Consider the following 26,170-nt stretch of genomic DNA (forward strand, 5'->3'; position numbering starts at 1 on the left):
TAAAATTAGAATAAAATCTTTAATCTATTAGAACTTGTAAAAAATAAGGATTTATTACAACAAAAATAAATATTATAGGATGGAAAAATTTTCTTAAATATGATAAAATAAAGTATTAAGAAATCAACGAATAAAATTTCTCATGAAAGAGATTGAAGGAGATTGTATGATAAATAAACTAGGATGGAAAATAGGTGGAGAACAAGGTGAAGGACTTGAAAGTACAGCTGAGATTTTCTCTACAGTTATTAATAAATTAGGATACCATATGTATTCTACTCGTGATTTTGCAAGTAGAATTAAGGGTGGGCATAGTAATAGTAAAATATGTATATCTGAAGAAAAAATTAATGTTATTGATTATAAAACAGATATACTTATCGCATTTGATCAATCAACACTAGATAATTATATTAATGAACTAGATGAAAATAGTATAATTATTGCAGATGAAAAAATTAAACCGGTAATATCTGAAGAAATAAAAGGACTTGTTGCAGTTTTTCCAATAACTGAGTTAGCTAAAGAAATCTCAACACCTATTATTAAGAACATAATTACATTAGGTATATGTTCTGCTTTACTAGATATAGATGGAAAGATTTTCTATGAAATGATTGAATCTAAGTTTTCTAGTAAAGGTGAAGAAATAGTAAATATGAATATTCAGGCATTTGATAAAGGTCATGAAATAATGACTGATTTTATGAATGAACATAATATTGGTAACAAATATTACTTGAAAAAATTAGAACCAAAAGAAAAATCGAATATGTGGTTGGTAGGTAACCATGCTGCAGGTCTAGGTGCACTAGTTGCAGGATGTAGACTATATGCAGGGTACCCAATAACACCAGCCACTGAGATTATGGAATATTTATTTGATAAATTACCAACAGTAAAAGGTGCGTATATACAAACTGAAGATGAGATTGCTGCATTAGGTGTAGCTATAGGAGCGAACTTTGCTGGAGTTAGAGCGATGACTGCTACTTCAGGGCCTGGTATTTCACTTATGACTGAATTTTTAGGTATGGGTGTTATGGCGGAGCAACCAGTTGTTATAGTTGATGTTCAACGTGGTGGACCATCATCAGGACTTCCTACAAAAACAGAACAATCTGATATTTTCCATGCAGTTTATGGAGGAACAGGGGATGCTACGCGTGTAGTGCTAGCACCTATATCTGTAGAAGATTGTTTCTACACTATGATTGATGCATTTAATATGGCAGAAAAATATCAGACACCTGTAATTGTATTAATGGATTTACAATTAGGGATGAATAAGGAAACTGTTCCTAACTTTGATTTCAGTAAAGTGCAAATAGATCGTGGTCGTTTATTAAAACAAGAAGAAATAACAGAAAGTGATATTATTTATTTCAAACGTTATACGACTGGTGTATTAGTTTCTGAAAGAACGATACCTGGACAAAAAGGTGGAATTCATAATGCGAACAGTTATGAGCACTCTGTAGTTGGATTACCATCAGAGGTTAGACGAAATACAGCACGCCAAAAAGAAAAACGTGCTAATAAGATTGAGAGTGCTTTAGTTGATAGACCGTTTGTATTACATGAATATAATGACGAGAAAGATATATTACTTGTTGGTGTTAATTCAACATATGGAGTACTAAATAAAGCAGCTAAACAATTAAAAGAGCAAGGTATGAAAATTGATACAATGCAAATACGTCAAATATACCCAGTAGCTCAAGAAATTCGTGATACATTTGACAAGTATAGAAAAGTATATATTGTTGAGCACAATCACAATAAACAATTACGTACGGTTATTGCGAGTAAGTACCATAATTCAGATAAATTAGGAAGCTTACTGAAATATGATGGTGATATTTATTATACTCATCAACTTGTAGCTCAATTATTAGAGGAGGAGAAGTAATTTGAAAGTCACATTAAAAGATTATAGAAATGATGTAAAACCTGATTGGTGTGCTGGTTGCGGAGACTTCTCTGTATTGGCAGGAATAAATAGAGCAGTAGTAAATTTAGGACTTAAGCCGGAAAACGTAGTAATTTCTGCAGGGATTGGATGTTCTGGTAAAATTAGTGGTTATACTAAAGCGTATGGTGTACAAGGATTACACGGTCGTTCATTACCTGTAGCTCAAGGAATTAAACTTGCAAATCAAGATTTAACAGTTTTTGCAATGGGTGGAGATGGTGATGGATATGCCATTGGTATAGGTCATGCAGTTCACGCTATGAAACGTAATGTAAATATGACTTATGTAGTAATGGATAACCAACTTTATGCCTTAACAAAAGGTCAAATGTCTCCTAAATCAGATGAAGGTTTAGTAACTACTACAACTTTAGATGGAGTAATGGAACAACCTTTATCAGCTATGAAAATTGCACTATCTTGTGAAGTAACATTTTTAGCTCAAGTATTCACAGGTGATATGAAAGAAATGATGCAAGTTTTTGAAGAAGCTGTTCAACATGATGGCTTTGCACTTGTTAATGTATTTAGTCCATGTAAAACATATAACTACAAAAATACACCGGCATGGTACAAAGAAAACTTAACTAAATTATCAGATATTGAAGGTTATGATAATACAAATAAACTTGAAGCATACCGTATTTTAGAAGAGTACAATGATTTAGTTACAGGAGTAATTTATAAAAATACTAATAAAAAGCATTATGAAGACACGTTAAAAAATTATAAACGTGATGAACCTATTGCTCACCAAGACCTAACTTTTGATGAGGAAATGTTTAATTCATTATGTGATGAATTCAGATAAGAGGTGAACATATGAAAATCAAAAAAATAGTAGCGCCTTTGGCTGCGGCGGGAATTGGATATTATCTTTTTAAAAAATCGGAAGAACAAGAATTAGATAATGATCACATCGATAGATGTCGTAATAAAATTATTGCTGAAGGATATAACGTAAAGGATAGTTACACACTAAACCTAATAGAAAATCCATATTTAATGTTCTATTTCGAAGATGAAGGCGTTGAGTATGAAGTTAAATATATAAAAGAAACTGAAACAATACAATATATAAAAGAGGTATAAGAATATGAGCAAATCAGTAGAAAGATTTAAAGAATTAACTATGTTAGATGGTACATCAGGATTTGAAGGAGAAATTTCTAGCTATTTAGAAAAAAATCTATCTCCATATGCTGATGAGATTAAGTATGATAATCTTGGTGGGATTTATGCAATAAAAAAATCTAAAAATCCAAATGCTAAAACAGTAATGATAGCGGCACATATGGATGAAGTAGGTTTTGTAGTAACTAAAATTTTACCAAATGGATTTTTAAAATTTGAAACATTAGGTGGATTCAGAGAAGATGTTCTATTGGCTCAAACTTACACTATTACATCTTATGAAGGTAAAAAATTTACTGGAGTAATTGGTTCAATACCAAAACACTTTACTGCAGGAGTAGCTCAAAATGTAAAAATTAGTGATATGACTATAGATTTAGGTGCGTCTTCTAGAGAAGAAGTTCTAGCTATGGGAATTCGTGAAGGTGCATTTGTAACACCTAAAACATCATTTGAACAACTTACTGAACATAGATTTATGACTAAGGCTGTGGATAACAGATATGGTTGTGTTATTATTACAGAAATCTTTGAACAATTTGCAAATGTAGATTTAGATATTAACTTAGTAGTTTGTGCTACAGTTCAAGAAGAAGTGGGACTAAGAGGAGCAAGTGCAGCAGCAAATATGATTAAACCAGATGTATGCTTTGTTGTAGACTGCAGTCCTGCAAATGATATGGATGGATCAAAAACAAGTAACGGACGTTTAGGAGAAGGGTTCTTAGTAAGACTAGTTGATAGAACTATGGTATTACGTCCAAATATGAGAGAAAAACTTGTTAACCTTGCTGAAGAAAATGAAATAAAATATCAATATTATACTTCACCAGGAGGAACTGATGCAGGTAATATTCACCAAGCGGTAAATGGTGTACCAACAGCTGTTATAGGTATTAGTGGTCGTTATATCCACACTCATAATGCTATTTTTGATATTCGCGATTATTATGCAGCTAAAGCTATTTTAGGAAAATTAATTGAAACTATTGATGAAAAATTCATAGAAGACGTTAGAAAATAATAAAGATAAGCGAGGACAGATAGTCTGATCCTCGCTCTTAATTAATTATTGAATTTTTTTATCGATAATTGTTTTTACGTTTACTGCGGCGATATCTATTTGGATTATCGTCGTAATTATCATTATAATCATAATTTTCACTATAATCGTTAAATTGATTATCATAATTATTATAGTCGTTATTATCGTATTCATAATATTCATCTTCAAGGTATTCTTCATGGATAGTAGCATTTATTTTTATAATAATACCTAGTAATATACTGTTAGCCATAAGTGAGCTACCACCGTAACTTATAAATGGCATACTAATACCGATTACTGGGATTATGCTAAGAGTAGAAAAAATATTGATGAAGAAAGAGAAACAAAAACTACAAATAGCAAGTAGTATAAAGTAATAACTATAATTACCTTGTTCACATTTTTTAACAATATTAAATAATCTTAGTATAAAAATAAAGAATAGTATCAAGAAGAAAAATGCTCCGATAAATCCAAAGTTTTTAGCAACTATTGAGAAGATGAAGTCATTAAACTGCTCATCGATATAAGTTTTATTTTTAACAAATGTTCCAGTTAAACCACCAGTTTTTATTTCGCTTAAAACTTGAGTAATTTGATAAGAATAATCTAACGAATAAGCTTCGGGATTTAACCAAGATAAGATACGTTTTAATTGATATCCCTTTAATCCGACTAGTGAAAGTAGACTAGGGAAATATAATGCTCCTAAAATGATAGTAGCTAGTACGACTAGTACTACGGAATAAATATTAAGTAAAGTTTTTTTATGAGTACTAACAAGAAATACTAAACCTAAGAATAAATATATAAAGAATAATCCATTTCCTAAGTCATTTTCTTTTAATACTAAAATGAACGGAATTGAAACTATAAGTAATATTTTTAAAAGTTTTACAGGATCACTATTATCTCTAAAGCTTTGTTCTTTAATTAATAAACTAATCATAGCAATTGTTGCTACTTTAGCAAACTCTGATGGTTGGATTGTGAATAATCCAAAGTTATACCAACTGCGTGCTCCATTAACAATAGGAGCCATGCTATTAGGAACTAAAAATATTCCAACTAGTAAAACTAGAGAAAATAAATATATACCTATGGTGAATCTTTCTATAAGATCAACCGGTATTTTTTGTAGTATATATATTATTCCCAAACCAATTAGGTAAAAAATAAATTGCTTTAAGAATAAAGTTGGCGTAATACCATTGTTATATTCTGCTAATGCAATAAGAACAAGGCTTGAAAAAGCAAACATAAAATAAAAAATTAGTATTGATAAATTAACTTTGTTTTTTATAAAATTTAACATAATTCAACTCCTTTGCTGTAATTATACAATAACAAATAAAGTTTAGCAAATCTAAATATTGTTAAAGATAATTTTATATAATATTTAAATTTCTAATAAAATATTAATACTTAAAGATAAAATTTAATTAAAATAAGAAAGGTTAAAAGATATGAAATATACTCCAATGATAGAACAGTATTTGAAAATTAAAAAAGAATATCAAGATATGTTTTTATTTTATCGTTTAGGCGATTTTTATGAAATGTTTTTCGAAGATGCTGTTCGAGCATCAAAAATTTTAGAAATTACATTAACTGCTCGTGATGGTGGGGCAGAAAAGATTCCAATGTGTGGAGTACCATTTCATTCATCAGCAGGTTATATAGATACATTAGTTAATAATGGATATAAAGTTGCAATATGTGAACAAGTATCTGAACCGGGACAAGGAAAGATTGTTGAACGAAAAGTAGTTCAAGTTATAACGCCTGGAACATATATGAACTATAAAAACTATGATGAAAATAACTTTCTAGGTAGTGCATATTTAAAAGATAATAATATCTACTTTGCTTTTTGTGATATTATGACAGGAGATAGCCGTTGTACAATTTTAAAAACAATGGAAGATCTTCAAGATGAAGTATTAAAAAATAATATAAAAGAAGTTATTAGTATAGAAGGTCAGAAGTTAGATATAAGTGCATATATAACTGAAGTACAAGAAAGTGATAATCTTTCAAAAGATAAAACTAATAACTTAAAAGATAAAAATTTAAAATTATGTGCAGATATACTACTAGATTATATTGAGAAAACACAAAACAAAGATATCTCTAGCTTAAAAGATTTTGAGGTATACTTTAAAGATAAATTTGTGTATATGACTAACTATTCTATTCGTAATCTTGAAGTGACGCAAAATATGGCTAATGGTAGCAAAAAGGGTTCTTTACTAAGCATAGTGGATAAAACTTCTACAGCAGCGGGTTCTAGAAAATTAAAAAATTGGTTAGAAAATCCATTACTTGATATTAATGAAATAAAAAAACGTCAAGAAATAGTAGGAGATTTTGTTAAACATTATTTTGAAAAATCAGATGTTAAAACTAGTTTAAAAGAAGTGTATGACCTAGAAAGAATTTCAACTAAGGTGTCATATAATATTGTAAGTCCTAAAGAACTTCTTAATTTAAAGAAAACATTGAAGCAAATACCGCAAATTAAGAATATTCTAAAAGGCTTTGATTCAGAAAAATTAGTAGATATCGCTAATAATATTGATGAATTAGAAGATCTTCATGATTTCCTTGAAAAAACTATTCATGAAGAAGCTGGTCAAACAGTAAAAGATGGAAATGTTATAAAATTAGGATTCAACGAGGAATTAGATAGTTATAAGAATGCTAGTAAAAATGGAAATAAGGTACTATTAGAAATAGAAGAACGTGAAAAAAATAGAACTGGTATTAAAAACTTAAAAGTAGGTTACAATAAGATTTTCGGTTACTTTATCGAGATTTCTAAAGTTGGACTTAAGAGTGTAGACCCAACTGAACTAGGGTATCACCGAAAACAAACACTTTCTAATTGTGAGAGATTTATATCTGAAGAATTAAAACAGGTTGAAGAACATATAGTTAACTCAAAAACAAAGATAGAAGAATTAGAGTTACAACTTTTCCAAGAGGTTAAAATTAAAATTCATGAATATATACCACGTCTGCAAAGAGTTGCAAATACTTTAAGTGATATTGATGTTTTTGTTTCATTATCTGATGTGGCAGAAGAATACGGTTATGTTAAACCTGAATTTAACGATAATAATGTAATAGATATTGTGGATGGTAGACATCCAATAGTAGAACGTAATGTAAGCGCAGATAGCTATATTAGTAATGATTGTAAGGTTGAAAAAGATGAGAATATTCTTTTAATAACAGGACCAAATATGTCTGGGAAGTCTACATATATGAGACAGCTTGCACTAATAGTTATTCTGGCTCAAATAGGATCGTTTGTTCCTGCTTCGTCAGCTAATCTACCAATCTTTGATAAGATTTTCACACGTATTGGTGCTAGTGATGATTTAGCTGGTGGAAAATCAACCTTTATGGTTGAAATGATTGAAGCAAAAAATGCCTTAGTAGAATCAACAGCTAATTCATTATTAATATTTGATGAAATAGGTCGAGGAACATCTACATATGATGGTATTGCCTTAGCACAATCAATATTAGAATATATAAACAATACTATTAAATGTAAAACATTATTCTCTACTCACTATCATGAACTTACAAAACTTGAAAATATTACCGAGGGAATAAAGAATATTCATGTATCAGCTAAAGAAGATCACGGTAAACTAATATTCTTATACAAGATAAATGAAGGCCCAATAGAGAAAAGTTATGGTATTCATGTAGCACAGTTAGCTCACTTACCAAATGATGTAATAAATGGAGCTAATAAAATTCTTAAAGAGTTAGAAAATGGTAATAAAGGTAGTGAAGATTTAGTAAATAGTGAAAGCTATAATAATGTTCTTACAAATACAAAAGAACTAGAAGAGAAAATACGAAGAGAAGTACAAGTAGAATTAGAAGAAAAGCTTAAAAAACAAAAGAAAAAAGAAGTAAAAGAAGAAAAAGCAAAACATTATGCAAAACAACAATTGGACTTTGATGGTAACAATGAGAAGTTTGATTATATCAAAGAACAAATAGGTAGTGTTAACTTCCTTGAAACGACACCTATGCAGGCATTTAATCTTCTTTATGAGATTCAGCAAAAACTAAACGAGGATGTGAAATAAATTAAATGGGAAAAATAAATATATTATCTGCAGAATTATCTAATAAAATTGCAGCTGGAGAAGTAGTAGAGAGACCTTCATCTGTTGTAAAAGAGTTAGTTGAGAATTCAATCGATGCAGGTAGTACAAATATCAAGATAATAATTCAAGAATTTGGAATTAAACAAATAAGAATAATAGATAATGGTAGTGGTATTTCAAATGATGATTTAGAAAGAGCATTTCTTAGACATGCTACTAGTAAAATAAGTGCAGATTATGATTTATTCCATATAGAAACACTAGGGTTTAGAGGAGAGGCTCTAGCAAGTATTTCATCAGTGAGTAAAGTTACAATCAAAAGTTGTTCAGGCGAAGCCCAAGGGAAAATGTTAATTTTAGAAGGTGGCAAGGTAGTACAATCAGAATTTTATGCTCCTATTAAAGGAACAGATCTTAGTGTAGAGAACTTATTCTATAATACTCCTGCAAGATTAAAATATTTACGAAATCCACATACAGAACAAGCAAATATAACGAATGTAATTCATAAGTTTGCCTTATCTTATCCAAATATCTCATTTGAACTGCATGTTGATGGTAAAATAACCTTTAAAACATATGGAGATGGGGATGTTCATAAAATATTATCAAAAATCTATAATATGGGTGTAGCAAAGAATATGATAGATTTTAGTGGTAGTAATGATGACTATAAAGTTTATGGATTTATTTCTGTTCCTGAGGAAACTAGAGCAAGTAAAAATTACATTCATATATTTATTAATGGACGTTATATAAAGAACTATGTTATACAAAACTCTATTATAGATGCTTATGGAACACTGCTTATGAAAAATAGATATCCACTATGTGTTATAAACATAGAAATGGATCCAATCTTACTGGATGTCAATGTTCATCCAACAAAACAAGAAGTAAGATTATCAAAAGAAGCTGAACTAATAAGGCTTATTAAAGAAATAATAGCTGAAAGACTTAGTAATTATACATATATTCCACAAGGTATGAATAATGTTCTTACTAAAAAAGAAAAATCGCGTATAGAAAAACTAGACTTCTTATCTGAATTAGATACTAAATTTGGTATAGAAGAGGATGTGGACATTTCTAAAAAACAATTAGAAGATAAAATAATAAATGAAGAAAATTTTATTTTCGGTGAAGACAATTTATCTTCAGAAAAAAATATTTCTGTTAATGATAAAAATGAAAATAATGATAATAGTTATTCTCGTAAGACAAATCGAGTTAAAAGTGACTTACCCAATTTAAGTTATAGTCCACATCCAAAGGATAATCGAAATAGATTTGGAGAGAAACCAACTAAAAAAGAAATAGAGAATTTTATGAATTTCTCTAAACGAGATGAAATTGAATATACTGAGGACAAAGTAATTTTAGGCTCTGATTCTGAATTAGCTAATAGTCATTTCGATGAAATAAAAAATGCTAAAATAGTTCAAGATGATGAAACTAAGGTAAGAACATTACCAGACTTAAAAGTTCTTGCTCAAATATTTAAAACATACATCCTCTCAGAAGCGGATAATAAACTATATCTTATTGATCAACATGCTGCAGCTGAACGTTATAACTATGAAAAGTTACAACGTGAATTTAGCGAAAGGAAAAATTACAAAAAACAAATGTTAATTCCACTTATGTTTGATTTTTCTGTAGAAGAAGCGGCAGAAGTTCGAAATAATTTAGAAAAATTTAAAGAGCTAGGTATAGTTTTTGAAGAGTTTGGAGATAATTCTTACGTTGTTCGTGAATTTCCTGGTTGGATAGAAGAAGACGAAGAAGAGATGATAAAAATCATTGTAGAAAAAGTTTTGAAAAACAATAATATTACATTTAATGAATTAAGAAATGATGCAATAGCTATGGCTAGTTGTAAAATGTCTATAAAAGCAAATCAAATACTCAATGAAGTTGAAATGAACAAAGTAATAAGTGATCTTTATGAGTGTAAGAATCCATTTACGTGTCCACATGGAAGACCTATTATTACAAAAATGGAGAAAAAAGACTTAGAAAAAATGTTTAAGCGAATAGTTTAGGAGACAATATGGAAAAAATACCTTTAATTGCAATAGTAGGTCCTACGGCTGTTGGTAAGACAGCCTTAAGTATTGAACTAGCTAAAAAATTCAATTGTGAGATTATTTCTATAGATAGTGTTCAAATATATAAAAGATTTGATATAGGTTCTGCAAAAGTAACAACTGAAGAAATGAATGGGGTAGTTCATCATTTAATAGATGAACTTGAACCAAATGCTACGTGTTCCGTTTATGATTTTCAAAAATTAGCTCGTGATAAAATTGATGATATTCATAGTAGAGGGAAAATGCCGTTGTTAATTGGTGGAACAGGTTTTTATATGAATGCAGTATTAAATAATTATGAGTTCACAAATCTAGAAGAAAAAACTTATGATATAAATGTTGAGAAAGCTAAACAATATTTAAAAGATAACTATGTTGATACATATAATAATATTGACTTAGATAATCATCGACGTGTAATTAATGCTTATAATTATGTAATGAACGAACAGAAATCTGTAACGACAAATAATAATGGAGATACTATTTTAGAAAAATACAATCCTTATTTAATTGTTTTAAATACTGAAAGAGAAGTACTTTATAATCGAATTAATAAGCGAGTTGAACTTATGTTTGAGCAAGGGCTTGAAGATGAAGTAAAGGGTATTATTAATGATTATGGAACTGAATTACAAGCTTTGGGAGCGATAGGTTATAAAGAAATGTTACCTTATTTAAAGGGTGATGTATCAAAAGAAGAAACTATTTCAGCAATTTCTCAAAATTCACGTCGTTATGCTAAACGTCAATTAACATGGTTTAGAAATAAAATGAATGGGGTTTGGTATGATACTAGAAGTGAGTCATTATTAAATGATGTAATAGAAGATATTAAAAATAAATTTAAGTAAAGTTTAGTTATAATTTTAATTTTATGTAAAGTAAAAGGTATATAATAATAACTATAAAACTTAATAATATTTTTTTTCATAATATATGGCTCATCACTTGATGAGTCTTTCTCCTTTTAAAAGAGAATAAAAATGTTACTAAATAATAATAAAAAAGTAAAAATTTAAGTAAATATTAAGTAAAATTTTAACTTCATATAAAGTAAGAAGTGTATAATTACTAATATAATATTTAATAATATTTTTTTCATAATATACGGCTCATCACTTGATGAGCTTTTCTCCTTTTTTTAAAATACAAATAGATACTTAATAATATAACAGAATTTAAAGAGTACATACTATGTGCTCTTTTTTTGTATTTTTAAATTTATTTATATATAGTTTTTATTATAACTAGAGTTTTTATTATATATATGCTAAAATATTAATACTGTTATATAAGAGAAATTTAGGAGGAAGAGATGAGCTCGTTTAAATATATTAAACCAAAGTTTTTTAGTGTAATGAAAAATTATACGAGTGCACAATTTATGAAAGACATTGTTGCTGGATTAATTGTAGCTATAATAGCATTACCACTATCAATAGCTTTAGCGATTGCGTCAGGGGTTAATCCAGAGCAAGGACTTTATACTGCGATTATTGCAGGTTTTTTTATTTCATTTTTAGGAGGGAGTAGGGTACAAATTGGAGGCCCTACGGCCGCTTTTGTTGTCATTATTTATGGAATTATTGCTGAACATGGATTAGCAGGTCTAATTATTGCTACTTTGATGGCTGGTGTAATGTTAATTGTAATGGGATTATTACACTTTGGAGATTTAATTAAATTTATTCCTAAAACTATTACTATAGGTTTTACATTGGGTATTGCTATTGGAATAATAGTAGGACAGATAAAAGATTTTCTAGGCCTTAATATGGGACCTGTACCTGCTGAATTTTTAGAAAAAATGATTGCCTATGGTCATAATATAGGCAGTATAAGTTATATAACTTTAGGGATAGGAGCACTAGCGATACTTATTCAAATTTTTTGGCAAAAAATCTCAAAAAAAATACCTGGATCATTGGTTGCAATTTTAGTTACAACACTTTTAGTGGCTTACTGTAAATTACCAGTAAAAACAATTGGAGATTTATATACTATTAAATCTGGACTTCCAAGTTTTTCAATGCCATCATTATCATTTTCTTTAGTTCGTGAGATGATGTTACCAGCTTTTACAATTGCTATACTAGCAGCTATTGAATCTCTACTTTCTGCAGTAGTTTCTGATGGTATGATAGGAAGTAAACACAAATCAAATGCTGAATTAATTGGGCAAGGTATTGGAAATATTATGTCTGCTCTTTTTGGTGGAATACCTGCAACAGGAGCAATAGCACGAACTGCTGCCAATGTAAAAAATGGAGGTAGAACACCAGTAGCTGGAATGGTACATGCATTAACACTATTATTAATTTTATTATTTCTAATGCCATATGCCTCTTATATTCCAATGAGTTGTCTAGCAGGTATTTTAATAATTGTAGGGTATAATATGAGTGGTTGGAGAACCTTTGTTCGAATGGTTAAAACGGCACCTAAAAGTGATATAGTTGTTTTAATTATTACATTCTTACTAACATTGTTCTTTGATTTAGTTATAGCTATAGAGTTTGGTATGGTATTAGCAGCATTTCTATTCTTGAAACGAATGTCTGATATTGCAGAAGTACGTCAATGGACATATAGAGATCCAATGGAAGAAGAAAAATTATCAGAAGAAGTCGATTTGAAATTTGTTCCTAAAAATACTATAGTCTATGAAATTTTTGGAGCACTTTTCTTTGGGGCAGCAAATGTCTTTACTAAAATAGACCATGGAGAAGGAAAAAATGTTTTAATAATAAGAATGCGTAATGTTCCAGTAATGGATATTTCAGGTTTAGAAGCATTAGAGGAAATATTAGAAACTTGTAAAAAACGTGATTTAACATTAATTTTATCTCATGTTAACGAGCAACCATATCATGTTATGGAAAAAGCAGGATTTATTGAAAAAATCGGGGTTGAAAATATTTGTGAAAATATAGATGCTTCACTAGCCAGAGCAGAGAAGTTGGCCCCATATGATAAATAAAAAATAATATTAAAGATTCTCAAACGAAAGATTTGAGAATCTTTTTTAAATAAGTTTATTTTTCTACCATTATTTGATAAAATTATAGGGATGATTTTGTTTAATAGAAATGTTTGAAAAGAGGAGAGAACATGCAAGTTACTAATATTACAAAATTAAAAGTAAAGTACAAAATAGAACTAGATAATGGTAAACATTTTTATGTATCAGAAGATACTATTATTAAATATGGTTTAATTAAAAAAATAGAACTAACAAAAGAACAACTTAAAGAAATTATAGCTCATGAAAGTGTAGAAAGTGCCTATAGTAAAGCAGTTCACTATCTTCAATATGGATTAAGAACTAAACAAGAAATAAAGGATTATTTAACTAAAAAGGAAATAGCACCAAAAGTTATTGACGAAGTAATAGAAAAGTTATTAGAAATAGGCTATTTAAATGATGAACACTATGTAGAAGCTGCGGTTACAGATTATTTCAACTTAAACCTAAAAGGGCCCTATTGGATTAAGAGAAAATTACAAGAAAAAGACCTAGATAAAGATGCTATAGATAAGTATATAGCAAAAATTTGTACTGAAGAAGCAATGATAGAAATGTTGTATAAAATTATTGAACGAGAGTTTAAAGTAAGACGAGAAGCAAAAAATAAAAAAATTCAAAAAATTACGCAAAAACTTTATACAAATGGCTTCACATCTGATATAATAAGAAAGGTGTTTGACATATTTTTCGAGGATTACGAAGAAGAAAATGAAGAGGATATACTAGAAGAACATTTTAGACGAGCGTATAGTACATATAGTCGCCGTTATGAAGGATATAACTTAAAACAAAAACTTATTGAAAAGCTGGTAAGAGATGGATTTTCTTATTACACAGCAAAAGATTATATAGAAAAACAAGATTTGTAAAGGAAGAACAAGATGGATAAAAGAAATGAAAGGCAAAAGAAAATAAGAAACTTTTCTATTATTGCGCATATTGACCACGGGAAATCGACTCTTGCGGATAGAATTTTAGAGAAAACTCGTGCGTTAGAACAACGTGAGATGAAAGCACAACTTCTTGACTCTATGGATATTGAAAGAGAAAGAGGTATAACAATTAAACTTAATGCTGTGCAACTACAATATACAGCCAAAAATGGTGAAGAGTATATTTTTCACTTAATAGACACACCGGGACACGTAGACTTTACTTATGAGGTATCTCGTTCATTAGCTGCGTGTGAAGGAGCAATCTTAGTAGTAGATGCTGCTCAAGGTATAGAAGCTCAAACATTAGCTAACGTATATTTAGCATTAGATAATAATTTAGAAATTATTCCAATAATAAATAAAATAGACTTACCCGCTGCAGATCCTGAGAAGGTAAAAACTGAGATTGAAGATGTAATTGGTCTTCCTACTGATGATATCGTTCTTGCTTCAGCAAAAGCTGGTATCGGTATTGATGAAATACTAGAACAAATAGTTGAATATATTCCAGCACCATCAGGAGATGCGGGAGAACCGCTACAAGCATTAATCTTTGACTCTTTATATGATGCTTATCGTGGAGTTATCGTTTCTGTTCGTATTAAAAATGGTACAGTTAAAGCTGGTGATAAAATTAAGATGATGGCAACTGGAGGAGTATTTGAAGTTACTGAAGTAGGTATTCATACTCCAAAAGAAAAGATTGTTGATGAACTTACTGCAGGTGATGTAGGATTTATTTGTGCATCTATTAAAAACGTAAGTGAAACACGAGTTGGGGATACTATTACTCTAGCAAATAACCCAGCAAAAGAAGCATTACCTGGATATAGAAAATTAAATCCAATGGTATTCTGTGGATTATATCCAATCGATTCATCAAAATATAATGATTTACGTGAAGCGTTAGAAAAACTAGAACTTAACGACTCAGCACTTCAATATGAAGCTGAAACTTCTCAAGCTCTTGGATTTGGATTTAGATGTGGATTCTTAGGAATGTTACACATGGAAATAATTCAAGAACGTATCGAACGTGAATTTAATATCGATATTATTGCTACTGCACCATCGGTTATTTATAAAGTTGAAAAAACTGATGGAACTATGGTAGATGTATCTAATCCATCAGAAATGCCAGATCCACAAAAAATAAACAGAATTACAGAACCATTCGTTAAAGCTAGTATTATGGTACCAAATGATTACGTAGGAGCTGTTATGGATCTTTGTCAGAAGAAACGAGGTATTTTCTTAAATATGGAATATATCGATGATACAAGGGTAAATATCACTTATGATATACCTTTATCAGAAATCGTATTTGACTTCTTTGACCAATTGAAATCAAATACAAAAGGTTATGCGTCATTTGACTATGAGCTTACTGGATATAAAGATAGTAACCTAGTTAAGATGGACATACTTCTTAATGGAGAACAAGTCGATGCACTTAGCTTTATCGTTCACCGAGAATTCGCATATCAACGTGGTAAAGTTATTGTTGAAAAACTTAAAAAGCTTATTCCTAAACAACAATTTGAAATTCCTATCCAAGCGGCAATTGGAAACAAAATTATCTCTCGTGAAACTATTAAAGCAATGCGTAAAAACGTACTTGCAAAATGTTACGGTGGGGATATTAGTAGGAAACGTAAACTATTAGAGAAACAGAAAAAAGGTAAAGAGAGAATGAAAGCTGTTGGTAGCGTAGAAGTTCCTCAGGATGCCTTTATGGCTGTTTTAAAAATGGATGAAGAATAATGAAGAATACACCACGCGGAGTATATATTCATATTCCATTTTGTAAGTATATCTGTTCATATTGTGACTTTAATAAATTTTTTATACAAAGACAACCAGTAGATAAATATATAGATTGTTTAATTAAAGAAATAGAAACAATAGAACAAGTATCAGATATAGAAACTATTTATATTGGTGGTGGAACACCTAGTGCCTTAAATGATGAGCAACTACATCGTCTTTTAACTGCACTTAGAAAAAAAATTCCAGGACAACTTCGTGAATTTACATTTGAAGCCAACCCTGAGGATCTTGTTGATTCTAGGGTTGCTTTAGTGAAAGAGTATGGGGTTGATAGAATTAGCATGGGAGTGCAAACTTTCAACAATGAATTATTAAAAATTCTAGGACGAGGACATGTTGCAAATGATGTTGATATGGCAATCAATAATTGTAAAAAACATGGAATTGAAAATATTAATGTAGACCTTATGTTCTCACTTCCAAAGCAAACGATGGAAGATTTATACGATAGTATGAAAAGAGTGGTCTCTTATGATATTAGCCATGTTTCATGTTATTCACTAATATTAGAACAAAAAACTAAGTTATATAACCAAGTTCGAGATAAAAAGGTAGTATTACCATCAAATGAAACTGAAGAACAGATGTATAATGAAGTTATTAATTTTCTAACTGAAAATGGTTATGAACAATATGAAATAAGTAATTTTGCCTGTCCAGGACACGAGAGTATCCATAATAGTAGCTATTGGAGAAATATTGAGTATTATGGACTTGGAGCAGGTGCTCATGGTTATATAGATGGGATACGTTATGCGAACCAAGGAGCGTTGAAGTTTTATATAGATAGCATGGAAGAAAAAGGTCATGCTAGACGTGGAGAAAATAAAGTAACGTTGAATGAACAAATAGAAGAAGAAATGTTTTTAGGACTACGCTTATTAGAAGGAGTAGACTTAGTGGCTTTCGAAGAAAAATATGGTAAGAAAGTTCAGGAAATATTTAAAGATGTTGTTGAAAGAAATATTAGCGATGGTTATCTAGAAATTGTAGGTAATAAATTACGTTTAACTCGTAAAGGGTTATTTTACGGTAATGATGTATTTTCGGAATTCCTACTGAATTAAAAATTAGGGTGCTCGGAGTAACTAATGCTCCGGGCTTTCCTAGCAAATATATAAGAAAGGAGAATAGATTATGGAGAAAAGATATATTGAAGATTTACTTAATAAACTAAATAAAGATTATAATTTTAACCTAAAATATAGTAATAATTTCAGAATGGCATTTTCTCATTCATCATATACTAATGAAAAACGAATTGCTAAACATTTGAATTATGAGCGTTTAGAGTTTTTAGGTGATGCTGTTGTTGAATTAACAACAAGTGAATTTTTATTTAAAAAGTTTCCTAACTTAGCGGAAGGTGAACTAACAAAATTAAGAGCATCGATTGTATGTGAAAAAACATTAGTAAAATATGCATTACAATTAAATCTTGATAAGTGTATTTTCTTAGGTAAAGGTGAGGAAAAAATGGGTGGTAGAAGTAGAGCCGCTCTTCTTGCAGATATTTTTGAATCATTCACTGGAGCAATGTATTTAGAAGCAGGACTAGAGACTGTAAAAACATTTTTGAGTAATACTTTATTTACTGAAGTTGATAGTTTTGAGTACTTAAGTTTTGTAGATTATAAAACTATATTACAAGAGTATGTTTCAAAAATAAAATTAGGTGTAATAGAATATAAAGTTCTTGATTCTAGTGGGCCGTCACACCTTAAAACTTTTACTAGTGCTGTGATTATTGATGGAAAACAATATGGTAGTGGAACTGCTAAAACGAAAAAAGAATCAGAACAACTTTCGGCTAAAGCTGCTTTAGAAAAGTTAGATTATAAAGAAATATAGAAAAGGAATTTGTTATAGAATTAAGAAAGGAGAGCATGATGAAATTATCAAAAGTAGAAATAACAGGCTTTAAGTCTTTTCAGAAAAAAACAACTTTTGAATTTAAAAATAATTTAATCGGTGTTGTAGGGCCAAATGGTTCAGGAAAAAGTAATATAATTGATGCTATTCGCTGGGTTCTAGGTGAACAATCAGCCAAAAACCTTCGTGGTAGTAGCATGAAAGATGTTATCTTTTCGGGTACTGAAGATGTAAAGAGAAAAAACTTTGCAGAAGTAGCCGTTACTTTTAGTAATGCCGAAAAATCGTGTGAAATAAAAAGGCGTCTTTATAGAAATGGAGATAGTGAATATTTCTTAGATGATAAGCGTGCAAAATTAAAAGATATAACTAATGTTTATCTTGATTTAGGTATTAACAAGGAAAGTTATAGTATTATTACTCAAGGTAAAGTCGAAGACATTATATCTTCAAAGCCTGTTGATCGTCGTGCTATTATTGAAGAAGCATCTGGTGTTTTAAAATATAAAAACAAAAAGAAAGAAACAAATGCTAAGTTAGAAAAAACTAATGATAATTTAATGAGACTTAATGATATTTTCTCTGAAATTAGTTCTCGTTATGAAATATTAGAAGAGCAAAAAAATAAAACTCAAAAATATTTAGATTATTCTCGAGAATTAGAAGAAAAAGATATACTAATAAATATCTATAATATATCAGAATATCAAAATAAACTAGCTCTATTATTAGATGAGAAGAAAGTAATACAAGCTGAGAAGGAAGCTTTAGAAGCTAAACAAGAAGAATTAATTAAAGATCTTGAAAATGTTAAAAATAGCTTAGTGTCACTAGATAAAACATATATTAAATACCATGATGAAGAGTTAGAACTTGTTCAGAAAAAAGAGAGTCTTCAATCTGAACTTAATGTTATAGAAGAGAGAAAAAATAATAGAAATCTTCGTAGTGAAAAACTTGATGAGGACATATCATATCAACTTGAAAGATTAGGGAATCTTCAAGATAGATTAAAACAACGAGAACAAATAAAAGATGAAAATAAAAAGAAAATTAAAGAGCTAAATAAAGAAATAATAGATTTAGAAAATGGTGGAGAGTATAATCTTGAAACTATAGAAAATATAATTGAAGAGCTGAAAGATACATATTATAACCTGATTAATGAAGAAACAAGACTGGAAAATAGTATTGAATATGCACGTAAAAATCTAGAAAGTGCTGACGAAAATTACAAGGAATTGTATCAAAATATAGAAAGACAAAAAGAAGAATATAGTAGTAAGGTAAGTGAGTTAGAAACAGCAACTAATAAACAGAGTTCTTTAAAAGAAGAATTATCAAAAGTTGAATCAGACTTAGCAAAACTAACAGAAAAAAATATATTAATTTCTTCAACACAAAAAAATATAGATGAACAGTTAAATAAAGGATATAATTTTAAAAATAATCTTGAAAATCGTAAGAAGTTTTTAGAAGATCAAATTAATAATTTAAGCTTTTATAATATCGGTGTAAAAGAAGTATTGTCAAATAAAGATAATATTGGTGGAGTACATAATAGTGTTGCTAATATTATTAGTTTTGATAATGAGTATGCTACAGCACTAGATATAGCGTTAGGTCAAGCTCAACAAAATATAGTAGTTGAAAATGAAAATACGGCTAAAAAGTGCATAGAGCATTTAAAAAAATCAAATAAAGGTCGAGTTACATTTTTACCACTAAATAATATTAAAGCTAAAGTAATTTCGTCAGATGTATATAGCACATTACTGAAAGAAGAAGGCTTTATTAATATAGCGGAAAACTTGGTTAGTGTTGAATCAAACTATAAAAACATAGTATCACACCTATTGGGATTAGTAATTATTGTTAATAATATGGATAATGCTAACCGCATAGCTAGAAAGATTAACTTTAGAAATAGAATAATAACACTAGATGGACAAGTAATTAATAGCGGTGGTTCTATCACAGGTGGAGCTATAAATAAAAATAATAATTCATCAATTAAACATAAGGCGGAATTAGATGAATTAAGTAGTAATTTGGAAAAAATTGATAATAAAATAGCTATGTTAAATGATGAAAAGAACCAAGTTACTTCTCAGCAAAAAGAGTTAATTGAGATTATCACAAAAAATAAAGATATAAAAGAAGAATTAACTTTTAAAGTTAAAGAATTAGAGTTAGAAATAAACCATAAAAATTCAGAAATAAGAACTCTAACTACTAATATAAAACTAAATGAAAATAAATTATCAGACTATAAAAAAGATGATAATAGTTTTGAAAGTATTGAAAAATTAACTAAAGATCTAGAGGGAATTAGAAAAGAACTAGTAGTTTTAGATAAAAAAATTAAAGAAGAAAATAATAAAAAACAAAATGCCCAAAGTGCAGAAGAACTATATTTAGAAAAAATAGCAGAACTAAAAATAGAGAAGTCTAAGCTAGAAGAAAATAATAAACATATCCAAGAAACTATAGAGAATTTAACTATAGATATAAAAGATACACAAGAGCAATTAAATAGACTAGAAGCATCTAAAAATGCCGATTCACTAAGTGAAGAGGATGAAAAAGCAATATTAGAAAATAATTCTAAGTTGATAAGTAAATATAGTGAAAGACTAATAACTCTAAAAACATTGTTATCTGACTTAGATATGGAAAAAACAGGATTGTTTAAACGTGAAAAAGAGATAACATCATCTCAACAACGTAATAATGAATCTTTACGTGAGAAAATCGCAGAATTTGAAAAACTGACAGTTGCTCAAACAAAAATAGAAGTGAAAACAGATGAGTATTTAGAAAATCTAATTGAAAACTATAGTGTGACATATGAAAGTGTAGCGCATAGGTTAACCGAAGAAAATATATCTGAAATACCTTCTTATAAATCAAGAGTAATGAGTTTGCGTCGTGAAATTGCTGATCTAGGAAATGTAAACTTGAATGCTATTGAAGAGTTTGAGGAAACTAAAGAGCGCTATGACTTCTATAATGAACAAATTACCGACTTGGTAGAGGCTAAAGAAAAATTAGAAGAAACAATAGCAGAGATTGATAAAGAAGTTAAAGAACGTTTCTTAGAAACATTTGTTCAAGTAGCTGAGAACTTTAATACTATCTTTAAAGAATTATTCAAGGGCGGTTATGCTGATATAACATTAGAAACACCGAATGATATTTTGAATACAGGTATAGTTATTGAAGCATCACCACCAGGGAAGAAACTTCAAAACTTGTCACTTCTTTCAGGTGGGGAAAAATCACTAACAGCGATAAGCCTACTATTCGCAATATTAAAAGTGAAGAATCCTCCTTTTGTAGTACTTGACGAGGTGGAAGCGGCACTTGATGAAGAGAATGTAAATAGATTTGCTAAATTCCTTAAGGTATATTCTGTAGATAACCAATTCTTAGTAATAACTCACCGTCGAGGAACTATGGAAGCAATGGATACATTATATGGTGTAACAATGCAAGAAAAAGGTATTAGTTATATTTTAGAATTAGAGTTAAAAGATGTAATAGAAAACTTTGAGGAGAATATAAAGTAATTTAAAGTAAATAATTTAATATAAAAAGAACTAGATATTGAGTAAATCTGAGTATCTAGTTCTTTTATACTTAATTTGTTTCAATTGAATCTTTGATAAAACCATACCAAACATATACTACGATAATAACAGCTAATAATTCACTAAGATAAATAAGTATAGTTAAAAATGACAGGGTTCCTAATTGATAGTATAATCCAGTCTTTTGAAAAGCTATTGCGCATATAACCAATGGGAAAGTAAATGCAGAAAAGCTAGGATAAAATTTTCTATTTAATAAAAATGGTAGTTGAAGAAGTACAAAAATAAAAAATAATATAGTAAGTGGAATAAGAACACTTAAAATAAATGTACTTTTATTTGTGATACCAATCATATAACTAGCTAATAACAGTCCACCAGGAGCTGAAAAAACCGTGATAGTAGGGAAATCCCCTTCACTATAATGTTTATAAATATATACTCTATATAATACAAATGGTATTAGTATAAGGTAATTTATAAAAGAGAAGTAAAAGAAAATCTTCCCTAAAAATTCAACATTATAATTAATCGCTGTAACTGTTACTACTGCGGGTCCAACAAAAGTTATAAACCAAGTTGGATAAATATTTTTAATATGTCTTTCTTTAATAATAAAATTGTAAATAGCATAACAAACAACACAAACATCGAGACAAATTCCAATAATCCAAGTAGGTAAACTATATAATCCTATATATTTTTTAAAAAATGAACTTAAAAGCATTATACTCATTGGATATGTTGCTAAAACTGTGGCTATAACAGGCTTTTTGATTTCTTCGGTTAAACTCTTAAAATTATCAATAAATTTAATCGTTAAAAGTACAATTATTATTAAAGATAAAATACTAAAAATAAGTTGAAGAGTAGGGCTGTAAGCTTGTAATAGATTGCCAAGAGCAACTGAACCAAGAGCAAGTCCTGCGATAGGTGTAGGTAAATTTCTAATTATATTCATAAATAACTCCTAAATTTTATTTCACTTTATATTGTATACGATTTCACATAATAATTCAATAATTTTCCTGTTGACATTATATATATAATAATTTATAATAAGAAACAAGTGTTACCTATTGATGGAGGTTTTAATATGGCACCAAAATTTAAATTTACAAAAGAAGAGGTCCTGGCTGTAACTATAGACTTTATAAGAGAAAATGGAATAGAAGCATTAACTGCAAGAGAGTTGGCAAAAAAATTGGACTCATCTACTAAAGTAATATTTAGTTTGTTTTCTAATATGAAAAATTTAGAAGATGAAGCAAAGTTTGCTGCAGAAAATATTTTTTCAGAAAAAGTTAATTTAGCATTAAAAGATGATAGTCCATTTAAACGATTAGGAGTAGAGTATATATTATTCTCAAAAAATGAACCTAAATTATTTCAATGGCTATTTATGAAAAAAGGTATAGAAGTAGAAAGTTTTAAAGATTTTCTTCCAATGCGAGACTACGAATATAAATCAGTAATTGAGTCTATAGATGAAGAGTATAAAATTTCAATAGAAAATGCAAAAAAACTTTACGAGCACTTATTTATATATAGTCATGGTATTGCAACATTAACAGTTACGGGAATACATAATTTTACAGCAACTGAAATTATTGAATATATGACTGAAGTAACTAAAAGTTTAATAATACAATATTTAAAGGAGATTGATTAAATGATTATAGCAAAGGATATTAAGAAAAAATATAATGATCAAGAAGTTTTAAGGGGAATAGATTTAAAAATTGATAAAAATGAATTTGTTGTTATACTTGGAGCTTCAGGTTCAGGGAAATCTACACTATTAAACATTTTATCTGGTTTAGAAAAGTCTGACTCAGGAGAAGTTGTATATGATAATGAGTCTATAAGTGATTACTCAGAAAAACAATTAACAAAGTTTCGTAAAGACAAAATAGGATTTGTTTTCCAACAATATTATTTATTAAATAATTTAACAGTAGAGCAAAATGTTAAAGTAGGAGCTAATTTAGCAAATAATAAAGAGTATGTTGATATTATAAAGGAATTAGGTTTAGAAGATAGATTAAGTAAATATCCTAATGAGTTATCTGGAGGAGAGCAACAGCGTGTTTCAATTGCGAGAGCATTAGCTAAGAAGCCAACTGTACTATTTTTAGATGAACCAACAGGAGCTTTAGATGAGGAAACTGGAAGAAAAATATTAGAGTACTTATTAAAACTAAAAGTTAAATCATACTTTACAATGATAATGGTAACTCATAATGAGAATATTGCTGAACTTGCAAATAAGATAATTCATGTAGGTAGTGGTAGAGTAACTTCGATTGAAGAAAACCGCACACCTAAATCTGTAGAAGAGATAGGGTGGTAATTATATGATAGTTCAGTTAAAAGATTTAAGAAAAGCAATTGCAGTAGTGATAGTAAGTTTTTGTGCGGTATTTATAACTACACTTTTTTCTAACTTATATTTGGATTTGAAAGGCCTAGATATTACGGGATTTAATATAATGCAGAAGAAGTTTTATGATGCTCAGCTTATTGTTTCTAAATTTGTAGTAATTATAACAGGGACAGTCTTATCAATAAGTGCAGCGGTAATGTTAATATTCTATATAAAACAATTTATTGATGATTCTAAACATAAAATTGGAATATTAAAAGCTCAAGGTTATAGCAATAACTTTATAGCATCTAAGTTTTCTATTTTTGGATTCTTAGTATTTTTAGGTTCATTATTAGGTTATGGTAGTTCGCATTTGTTTATGACGAAATTTTATGAGAGTAGAAATATAGATAATATATTATCTGAACTTACAATGAACTTTCATCCCCAACTTTTATTAATAATGGTCATATTACCATCACTATTGTTTTTAGTAATATCAATTGTTTATGTACTGTTTAATTTAAATGTACCAACGATTAACTTACTTAAACAAATAAATTCAACAAATAAAAAAATTAGAAAAAGAAGATTTAGACAATATAAAAACTTCCTTAAAGAATTAAGAGCAACAGTATTATTTAGTAATAAAACCCTATTATTCTTTGTTATTTTTGCTGCATTATCATTTTCTTCAATGATTCAAATGGCATTTGGTATGAGAGATTTTGTCGATGGAACAATAAGAATTATGATGATGGTAATAGGTGTGATATTATCGCTATCTATATTATTAATTTCATTAGAAGTAATTGCTAACAGTAATATAAAAAATATATCTATTTTAAATATTATGGGATTTTCGAAAAGTGAATGTTCAAAAATAGTATTATCAGGTTATAGAGTAGTAGCATACATAGGTTTTGTTTTAGGAACAGTTTATCAGTATTTTTTAATAAGAACATTACTAAAAGTTTTATCTGAAAAATTAGATAGCGAAACAACATATAACTTTGATTTAATCTCAGTAATTGGTAGTCTTATAGCATTTGTATTAATATATGAAATTTTTATTTTATACTATAGTAATAAGATAAAAGATTTAAATGTTAAAAAAATTATGTTGGAATAAAAATAACAACTCCTTGTATACATTTATACAGGGAGTTGTTTGTAGGAGTAATTATTTAGCTAATCCTTCAGCAATTTTATCTAAATTCCATTTCATCATATTGTAATAGCTATCGCCATTTTGACCTGGTTCTGAAATAGAGTCAGTAAAGATTTTAGCGAAGATAGGGATACCAGTATCTTTTGATACAGTTTGCATTGGACGTTCATCAACACTACTTTCTACAAATAGAGAAGGTGTTTTTGTTTTACGAAGTTTTTCAACTAATGTTTTGATTTGATCAGGTGTTCCTTCTTCTTCAGTATTGATTTCCCAAATATAAGCTGATGGTACATTGTAAGCTTTAGAGAAGTACTTGAAGCAACCTTCACTTGTTACAATCATTTTTTTATCTGTAGGTATATTGTTAAATTTTTCTTTAGCTTCTTTATCTAGTTGAGATAATTTTTCTAAATATGATTTAAGATTTGCCTCATAAAATTCTTTATTTTTTGGATCTTTTTCACTAAGTTGTTTAGCTATATTTTTAGCATAAATCATACCATTTTCAAGATTTAACCATGCATGAGGATCTTCTTTACCTTTTTCATTCTCTCCTTCAAGATAAATCACATCAACACCTTTGCTAACTGCATAGTAGTCTTTATTTTCTTCTTTTTTAGCATTTTGAACTAACTTAGTAAACCATGCATTACCTCCAGTTTCAAGGTTAATACCATTGTAGAAGATAAGATCAGCTTCTGAAGTTTTCTTAACATCATCTGGTAGTGGTTCATATTCATGTGGATCTTGACCAACTGGAACAATACTATGTAATTCTATTTTATCTCCAGCAATATTTTTTGTAATATCGGCAATAATAGAGTTAGTAGTAACAACTTTAAGTTTGCTATTTTCGCTTGAATTTGAGTTTTGTTTAGCATTAGAACAAGCGAATAATCCTATAGCTAACATAAATATTAAAGATATAAAACCTAATTTTTTCATATTGAAGGTCTCCTTTATTTATTTTTTTAATTTTTT

19 protein-coding genes are annotated in these 26,170 nt (G+C 28.8%); 16 read left to right on the forward strand and 3 right to left on the reverse strand.

The genetic code is table 11. The features are described from left to right. Nucleotides 1-166: 166 nt before the first annotated feature. From T369_RS0102235 to T369_RS0102250, 4 genes are read left to right on the forward strand one after another with little or no spacing between them, the layout of a single operon-like run. A complete protein-coding gene (locus T369_RS0102235) occupies nt 167-1,912 on the forward strand; it encodes a 2-oxoacid:acceptor oxidoreductase subunit alpha (protein WP_031551187.1) in 1,746 nt (581 codons plus the stop codon). Nucleotide 1,913: 1 nt separating this feature from the next. Beyond that, nucleotides 1,914-2,786 (forward strand): 2-oxoacid:ferredoxin oxidoreductase subunit beta, encoded by an 873-nt coding sequence (locus T369_RS0102240; RefSeq protein ID WP_031551190.1) that lies wholly within the window; start codon nt 1,914-1,916, stop codon nt 2,784-2,786. An 11-nt stretch (nt 2,787-2,797) separates the two neighbouring features. Continuing rightward, nucleotides 2,798-3,067, forward strand: a complete 270-nt coding sequence (locus tag T369_RS0102245; RefSeq protein ID WP_031551193.1) for a hypothetical protein — start codon at nt 2,798-2,800, stop codon at nt 3,065-3,067. A 4-nt stretch (nt 3,068-3,071) separates the two neighbouring features. Next, nucleotides 3,072-4,133 carry a M42 family metallopeptidase gene (locus tag T369_RS0102250; protein WP_006364779.1) on the forward strand — a complete coding sequence of 354 codons (1,062 nt, stop codon included), beginning with the start codon at nt 3,072-3,074 and terminating at the stop codon, nt 4,131-4,133. A gap of 58 nt (nt 4,134-4,191) precedes the next feature. On the opposite strand, the gene T369_RS0102255 is transcribed toward T369_RS0102250, so the two are convergent. Then, nucleotides 4,192-5,472: an FtsW/RodA/SpoVE family cell cycle protein gene (locus T369_RS0102255; protein ID WP_031551198.1), complete on the reverse strand. Its 1,281-nt coding sequence runs from the start codon at nt 5,470-5,472 to the stop codon at nt 4,192-4,194. A 151-nt stretch (nt 5,473-5,623) separates the two neighbouring features. Between T369_RS0102255 and mutS the strand changes: the two genes are divergently transcribed. The 9 genes from mutS (at nt 5,624) to smc (ending at nt 21,626) form a co-directional block, all read left to right on the forward strand. Beyond that, complete coding sequence (gene mutS, locus T369_RS0102260; protein WP_031551201.1) at nt 5,624-8,272, forward strand: DNA mismatch repair protein MutS; 2,649 nt, start codon at nt 5,624-5,626, stop codon at nt 8,270-8,272. 5 nt (nt 8,273-8,277) lie between these two features. Next, complete coding sequence (gene mutL, locus T369_RS0102265; RefSeq protein ID WP_031551206.1) at nt 8,278-10,338, forward strand: DNA mismatch repair endonuclease MutL; 2,061 nt, start codon at nt 8,278-8,280, stop codon at nt 10,336-10,338. An 8-nt stretch (nt 10,339-10,346) separates the two neighbouring features. Further along, complete coding sequence (gene miaA / locus T369_RS0102270) at nt 10,347-11,240, forward strand: tRNA (adenosine(37)-N6)-dimethylallyltransferase MiaA (RefSeq protein WP_031551208.1); 894 nt, start codon at nt 10,347-10,349, stop codon at nt 11,238-11,240. Nucleotides 11,241-11,704: 464 nt separating this feature from the next. After that, nucleotides 11,705-13,369, forward strand: coding sequence for a SulP family inorganic anion transporter (locus T369_RS0102275; protein ID WP_031551210.1), 1,665 nt, complete (start codon nt 11,705-11,707; stop codon nt 13,367-13,369). Nucleotides 13,370-13,500: 131 nt separating this feature from the next. Beyond that, on the forward strand, nt 13,501-14,286 hold the full coding sequence (locus tag T369_RS0102280; protein WP_031551212.1) for a RecX family transcriptional regulator: 786 nt from the start codon (nt 13,501-13,503) through the stop codon (nt 14,284-14,286). Nucleotides 14,287-14,298: 12 nt separating this feature from the next. Continuing rightward, on the forward strand, nt 14,299-16,116 hold the full coding sequence (gene lepA / locus T369_RS0102285) for a translation elongation factor 4 (RefSeq protein ID WP_006364772.1): 1,818 nt from the start codon (nt 14,299-14,301) through the stop codon (nt 16,114-16,116). Further along, a complete protein-coding gene (hemW, locus tag T369_RS0102290; RefSeq protein ID WP_031551214.1) occupies nt 16,116-17,249 on the forward strand; it encodes a radical SAM family heme chaperone HemW in 1,134 nt (377 codons plus the stop codon). The genes lepA and hemW overlap by 1 nt, the downstream gene beginning before the upstream one ends. Nucleotides 17,250-17,319: 70 nt before the next feature. Beyond that, complete coding sequence (gene rnc / locus T369_RS0102295; RefSeq protein ID WP_031551217.1) at nt 17,320-18,033, forward strand: ribonuclease III; 714 nt, start codon at nt 17,320-17,322, stop codon at nt 18,031-18,033. A gap of 38 nt (nt 18,034-18,071) precedes the next feature. Further along, complete coding sequence (smc, locus tag T369_RS0102300) at nt 18,072-21,626, forward strand: chromosome segregation protein SMC (protein WP_031551220.1); 3,555 nt, start codon at nt 18,072-18,074, stop codon at nt 21,624-21,626. Nucleotides 21,627-21,696: 70 nt separating this feature from the next. Here the strand turns inward: smc and T369_RS0102305 are convergent, their stop codons facing one another. Further along, nucleotides 21,697-22,608, reverse strand: coding sequence for a TDT family transporter (locus tag T369_RS0102305; protein WP_031551223.1), 912 nt, complete (start codon nt 22,606-22,608; stop codon nt 21,697-21,699). Nucleotides 22,609-22,743: 135 nt separating this feature from the next. On the opposite strand from T369_RS0102305, the gene T369_RS0102310 reads away from it, so the two are divergent. Genes T369_RS0102310 through T369_RS0102320 form a run of 3 tightly spaced genes read left to right on the forward strand, consistent with a single transcriptional unit; the run spans nt 22,744 to nt 25,147 of the window. Continuing rightward, nucleotides 22,744-23,319 (forward strand): TetR/AcrR family transcriptional regulator, encoded by a 576-nt coding sequence (locus T369_RS0102310; RefSeq protein ID WP_031551226.1) that lies wholly within the window; start codon nt 22,744-22,746, stop codon nt 23,317-23,319. Continuing rightward, nucleotides 23,320-24,000, forward strand: a complete 681-nt coding sequence (locus T369_RS0102315) for an ABC transporter ATP-binding protein (RefSeq protein WP_031551229.1) — start codon at nt 23,320-23,322, stop codon at nt 23,998-24,000. 4 nt (nt 24,001-24,004) lie between these two features. Then, nucleotides 24,005-25,147: an FtsX-like permease family protein gene (locus T369_RS0102320; RefSeq protein ID WP_031551232.1), complete on the forward strand. Its 1,143-nt coding sequence runs from the start codon at nt 24,005-24,007 to the stop codon at nt 25,145-25,147. A 51-nt stretch (nt 25,148-25,198) separates the two neighbouring features. Here T369_RS0102320 and T369_RS0102325 read toward each other — a convergent pair whose 3' ends face one another. Further along, entirely contained in the window at nt 25,199-26,134 is a 936-nt protein-coding gene (locus T369_RS0102325) for a metal ABC transporter substrate-binding protein (RefSeq protein WP_031551235.1), read from the reverse strand. Nucleotides 26,135-26,170: the final 36 nt, after the last annotated feature.

The sequence above is a fragment of the Gemella sanguinis ATCC 700632 genome (assembly GCF_000701685.1).
In the GTDB taxonomy this organism is placed as follows: domain Bacteria; phylum Bacillota; class Bacilli; order Staphylococcales; family Gemellaceae; genus Gemella; species Gemella sanguinis.

Excerpts from the sequence above, each read along its gene's own strand:
- T369_RS0102320 (WP_031551232.1), top strand. The coding sequence starts at position 24,005 with ATGATAGTTCAGTTAAAAGATTTAAGAAAAGCAATTGCAGTAGTGATA.
- T369_RS0102315 (WP_031551229.1), top strand. The coding sequence starts at position 23,320 with ATGATTATAGCAAAGGATATTAAGAAAAAATATAATGATCAAGAAGTT.
- T369_RS0102305 (WP_031551223.1), bottom strand. The coding sequence starts at position 22,608 with ATGAATATAATTAGAAATTTACCTACACCTATCGCAGGACTTGCTCTT.
- lepA (WP_006364772.1), top strand. The coding sequence starts at position 14,299 with ATGGATAAAAGAAATGAAAGGCAAAAGAAAATAAGAAACTTTTCTATT.
- hemW (WP_031551214.1), top strand. The coding sequence starts at position 16,116 with ATGAAGAATACACCACGCGGAGTATATATTCATATTCCATTTTGTAAG.
- T369_RS0102255 (WP_031551198.1), bottom strand. The coding sequence starts at position 5,472 with ATGTTAAATTTTATAAAAAACAAAGTTAATTTATCAATACTAATTTTT.
- mutL (WP_031551206.1), top strand. The coding sequence starts at position 8,278 with ATGGGAAAAATAAATATATTATCTGCAGAATTATCTAATAAAATTGCA.
- T369_RS0102250 (WP_006364779.1), top strand. The coding sequence starts at position 3,072 with ATGAGCAAATCAGTAGAAAGATTTAAAGAATTAACTATGTTAGATGGT.
- smc (WP_031551220.1), top strand. The coding sequence starts at position 18,072 with ATGAAATTATCAAAAGTAGAAATAACAGGCTTTAAGTCTTTTCAGAAA.
- T369_RS0102310 (WP_031551226.1), top strand. The coding sequence starts at position 22,744 with ATGGCACCAAAATTTAAATTTACAAAAGAAGAGGTCCTGGCTGTAACT.
- mutS (WP_031551201.1), top strand. The coding sequence starts at position 5,624 with ATGAAATATACTCCAATGATAGAACAGTATTTGAAAATTAAAAAAGAA.
- T369_RS0102280 (WP_031551212.1), top strand. The coding sequence starts at position 13,501 with ATGCAAGTTACTAATATTACAAAATTAAAAGTAAAGTACAAAATAGAA.
- T369_RS0102275 (WP_031551210.1), top strand. The coding sequence starts at position 11,705 with ATGAGCTCGTTTAAATATATTAAACCAAAGTTTTTTAGTGTAATGAAA.
- miaA (WP_031551208.1), top strand. The coding sequence starts at position 10,347 with ATGGAAAAAATACCTTTAATTGCAATAGTAGGTCCTACGGCTGTTGGT.
- rnc (WP_031551217.1), top strand. The coding sequence starts at position 17,320 with ATGGAGAAAAGATATATTGAAGATTTACTTAATAAACTAAATAAAGAT.
- T369_RS0102245 (WP_031551193.1), top strand. The coding sequence starts at position 2,798 with ATGAAAATCAAAAAAATAGTAGCGCCTTTGGCTGCGGCGGGAATTGGA.
- T369_RS0102325 (WP_031551235.1), bottom strand. The coding sequence starts at position 26,134 with ATGAAAAAATTAGGTTTTATATCTTTAATATTTATGTTAGCTATAGGA.
- T369_RS0102235 (WP_031551187.1), top strand. The coding sequence starts at position 167 with ATGATAAATAAACTAGGATGGAAAATAGGTGGAGAACAAGGTGAAGGA.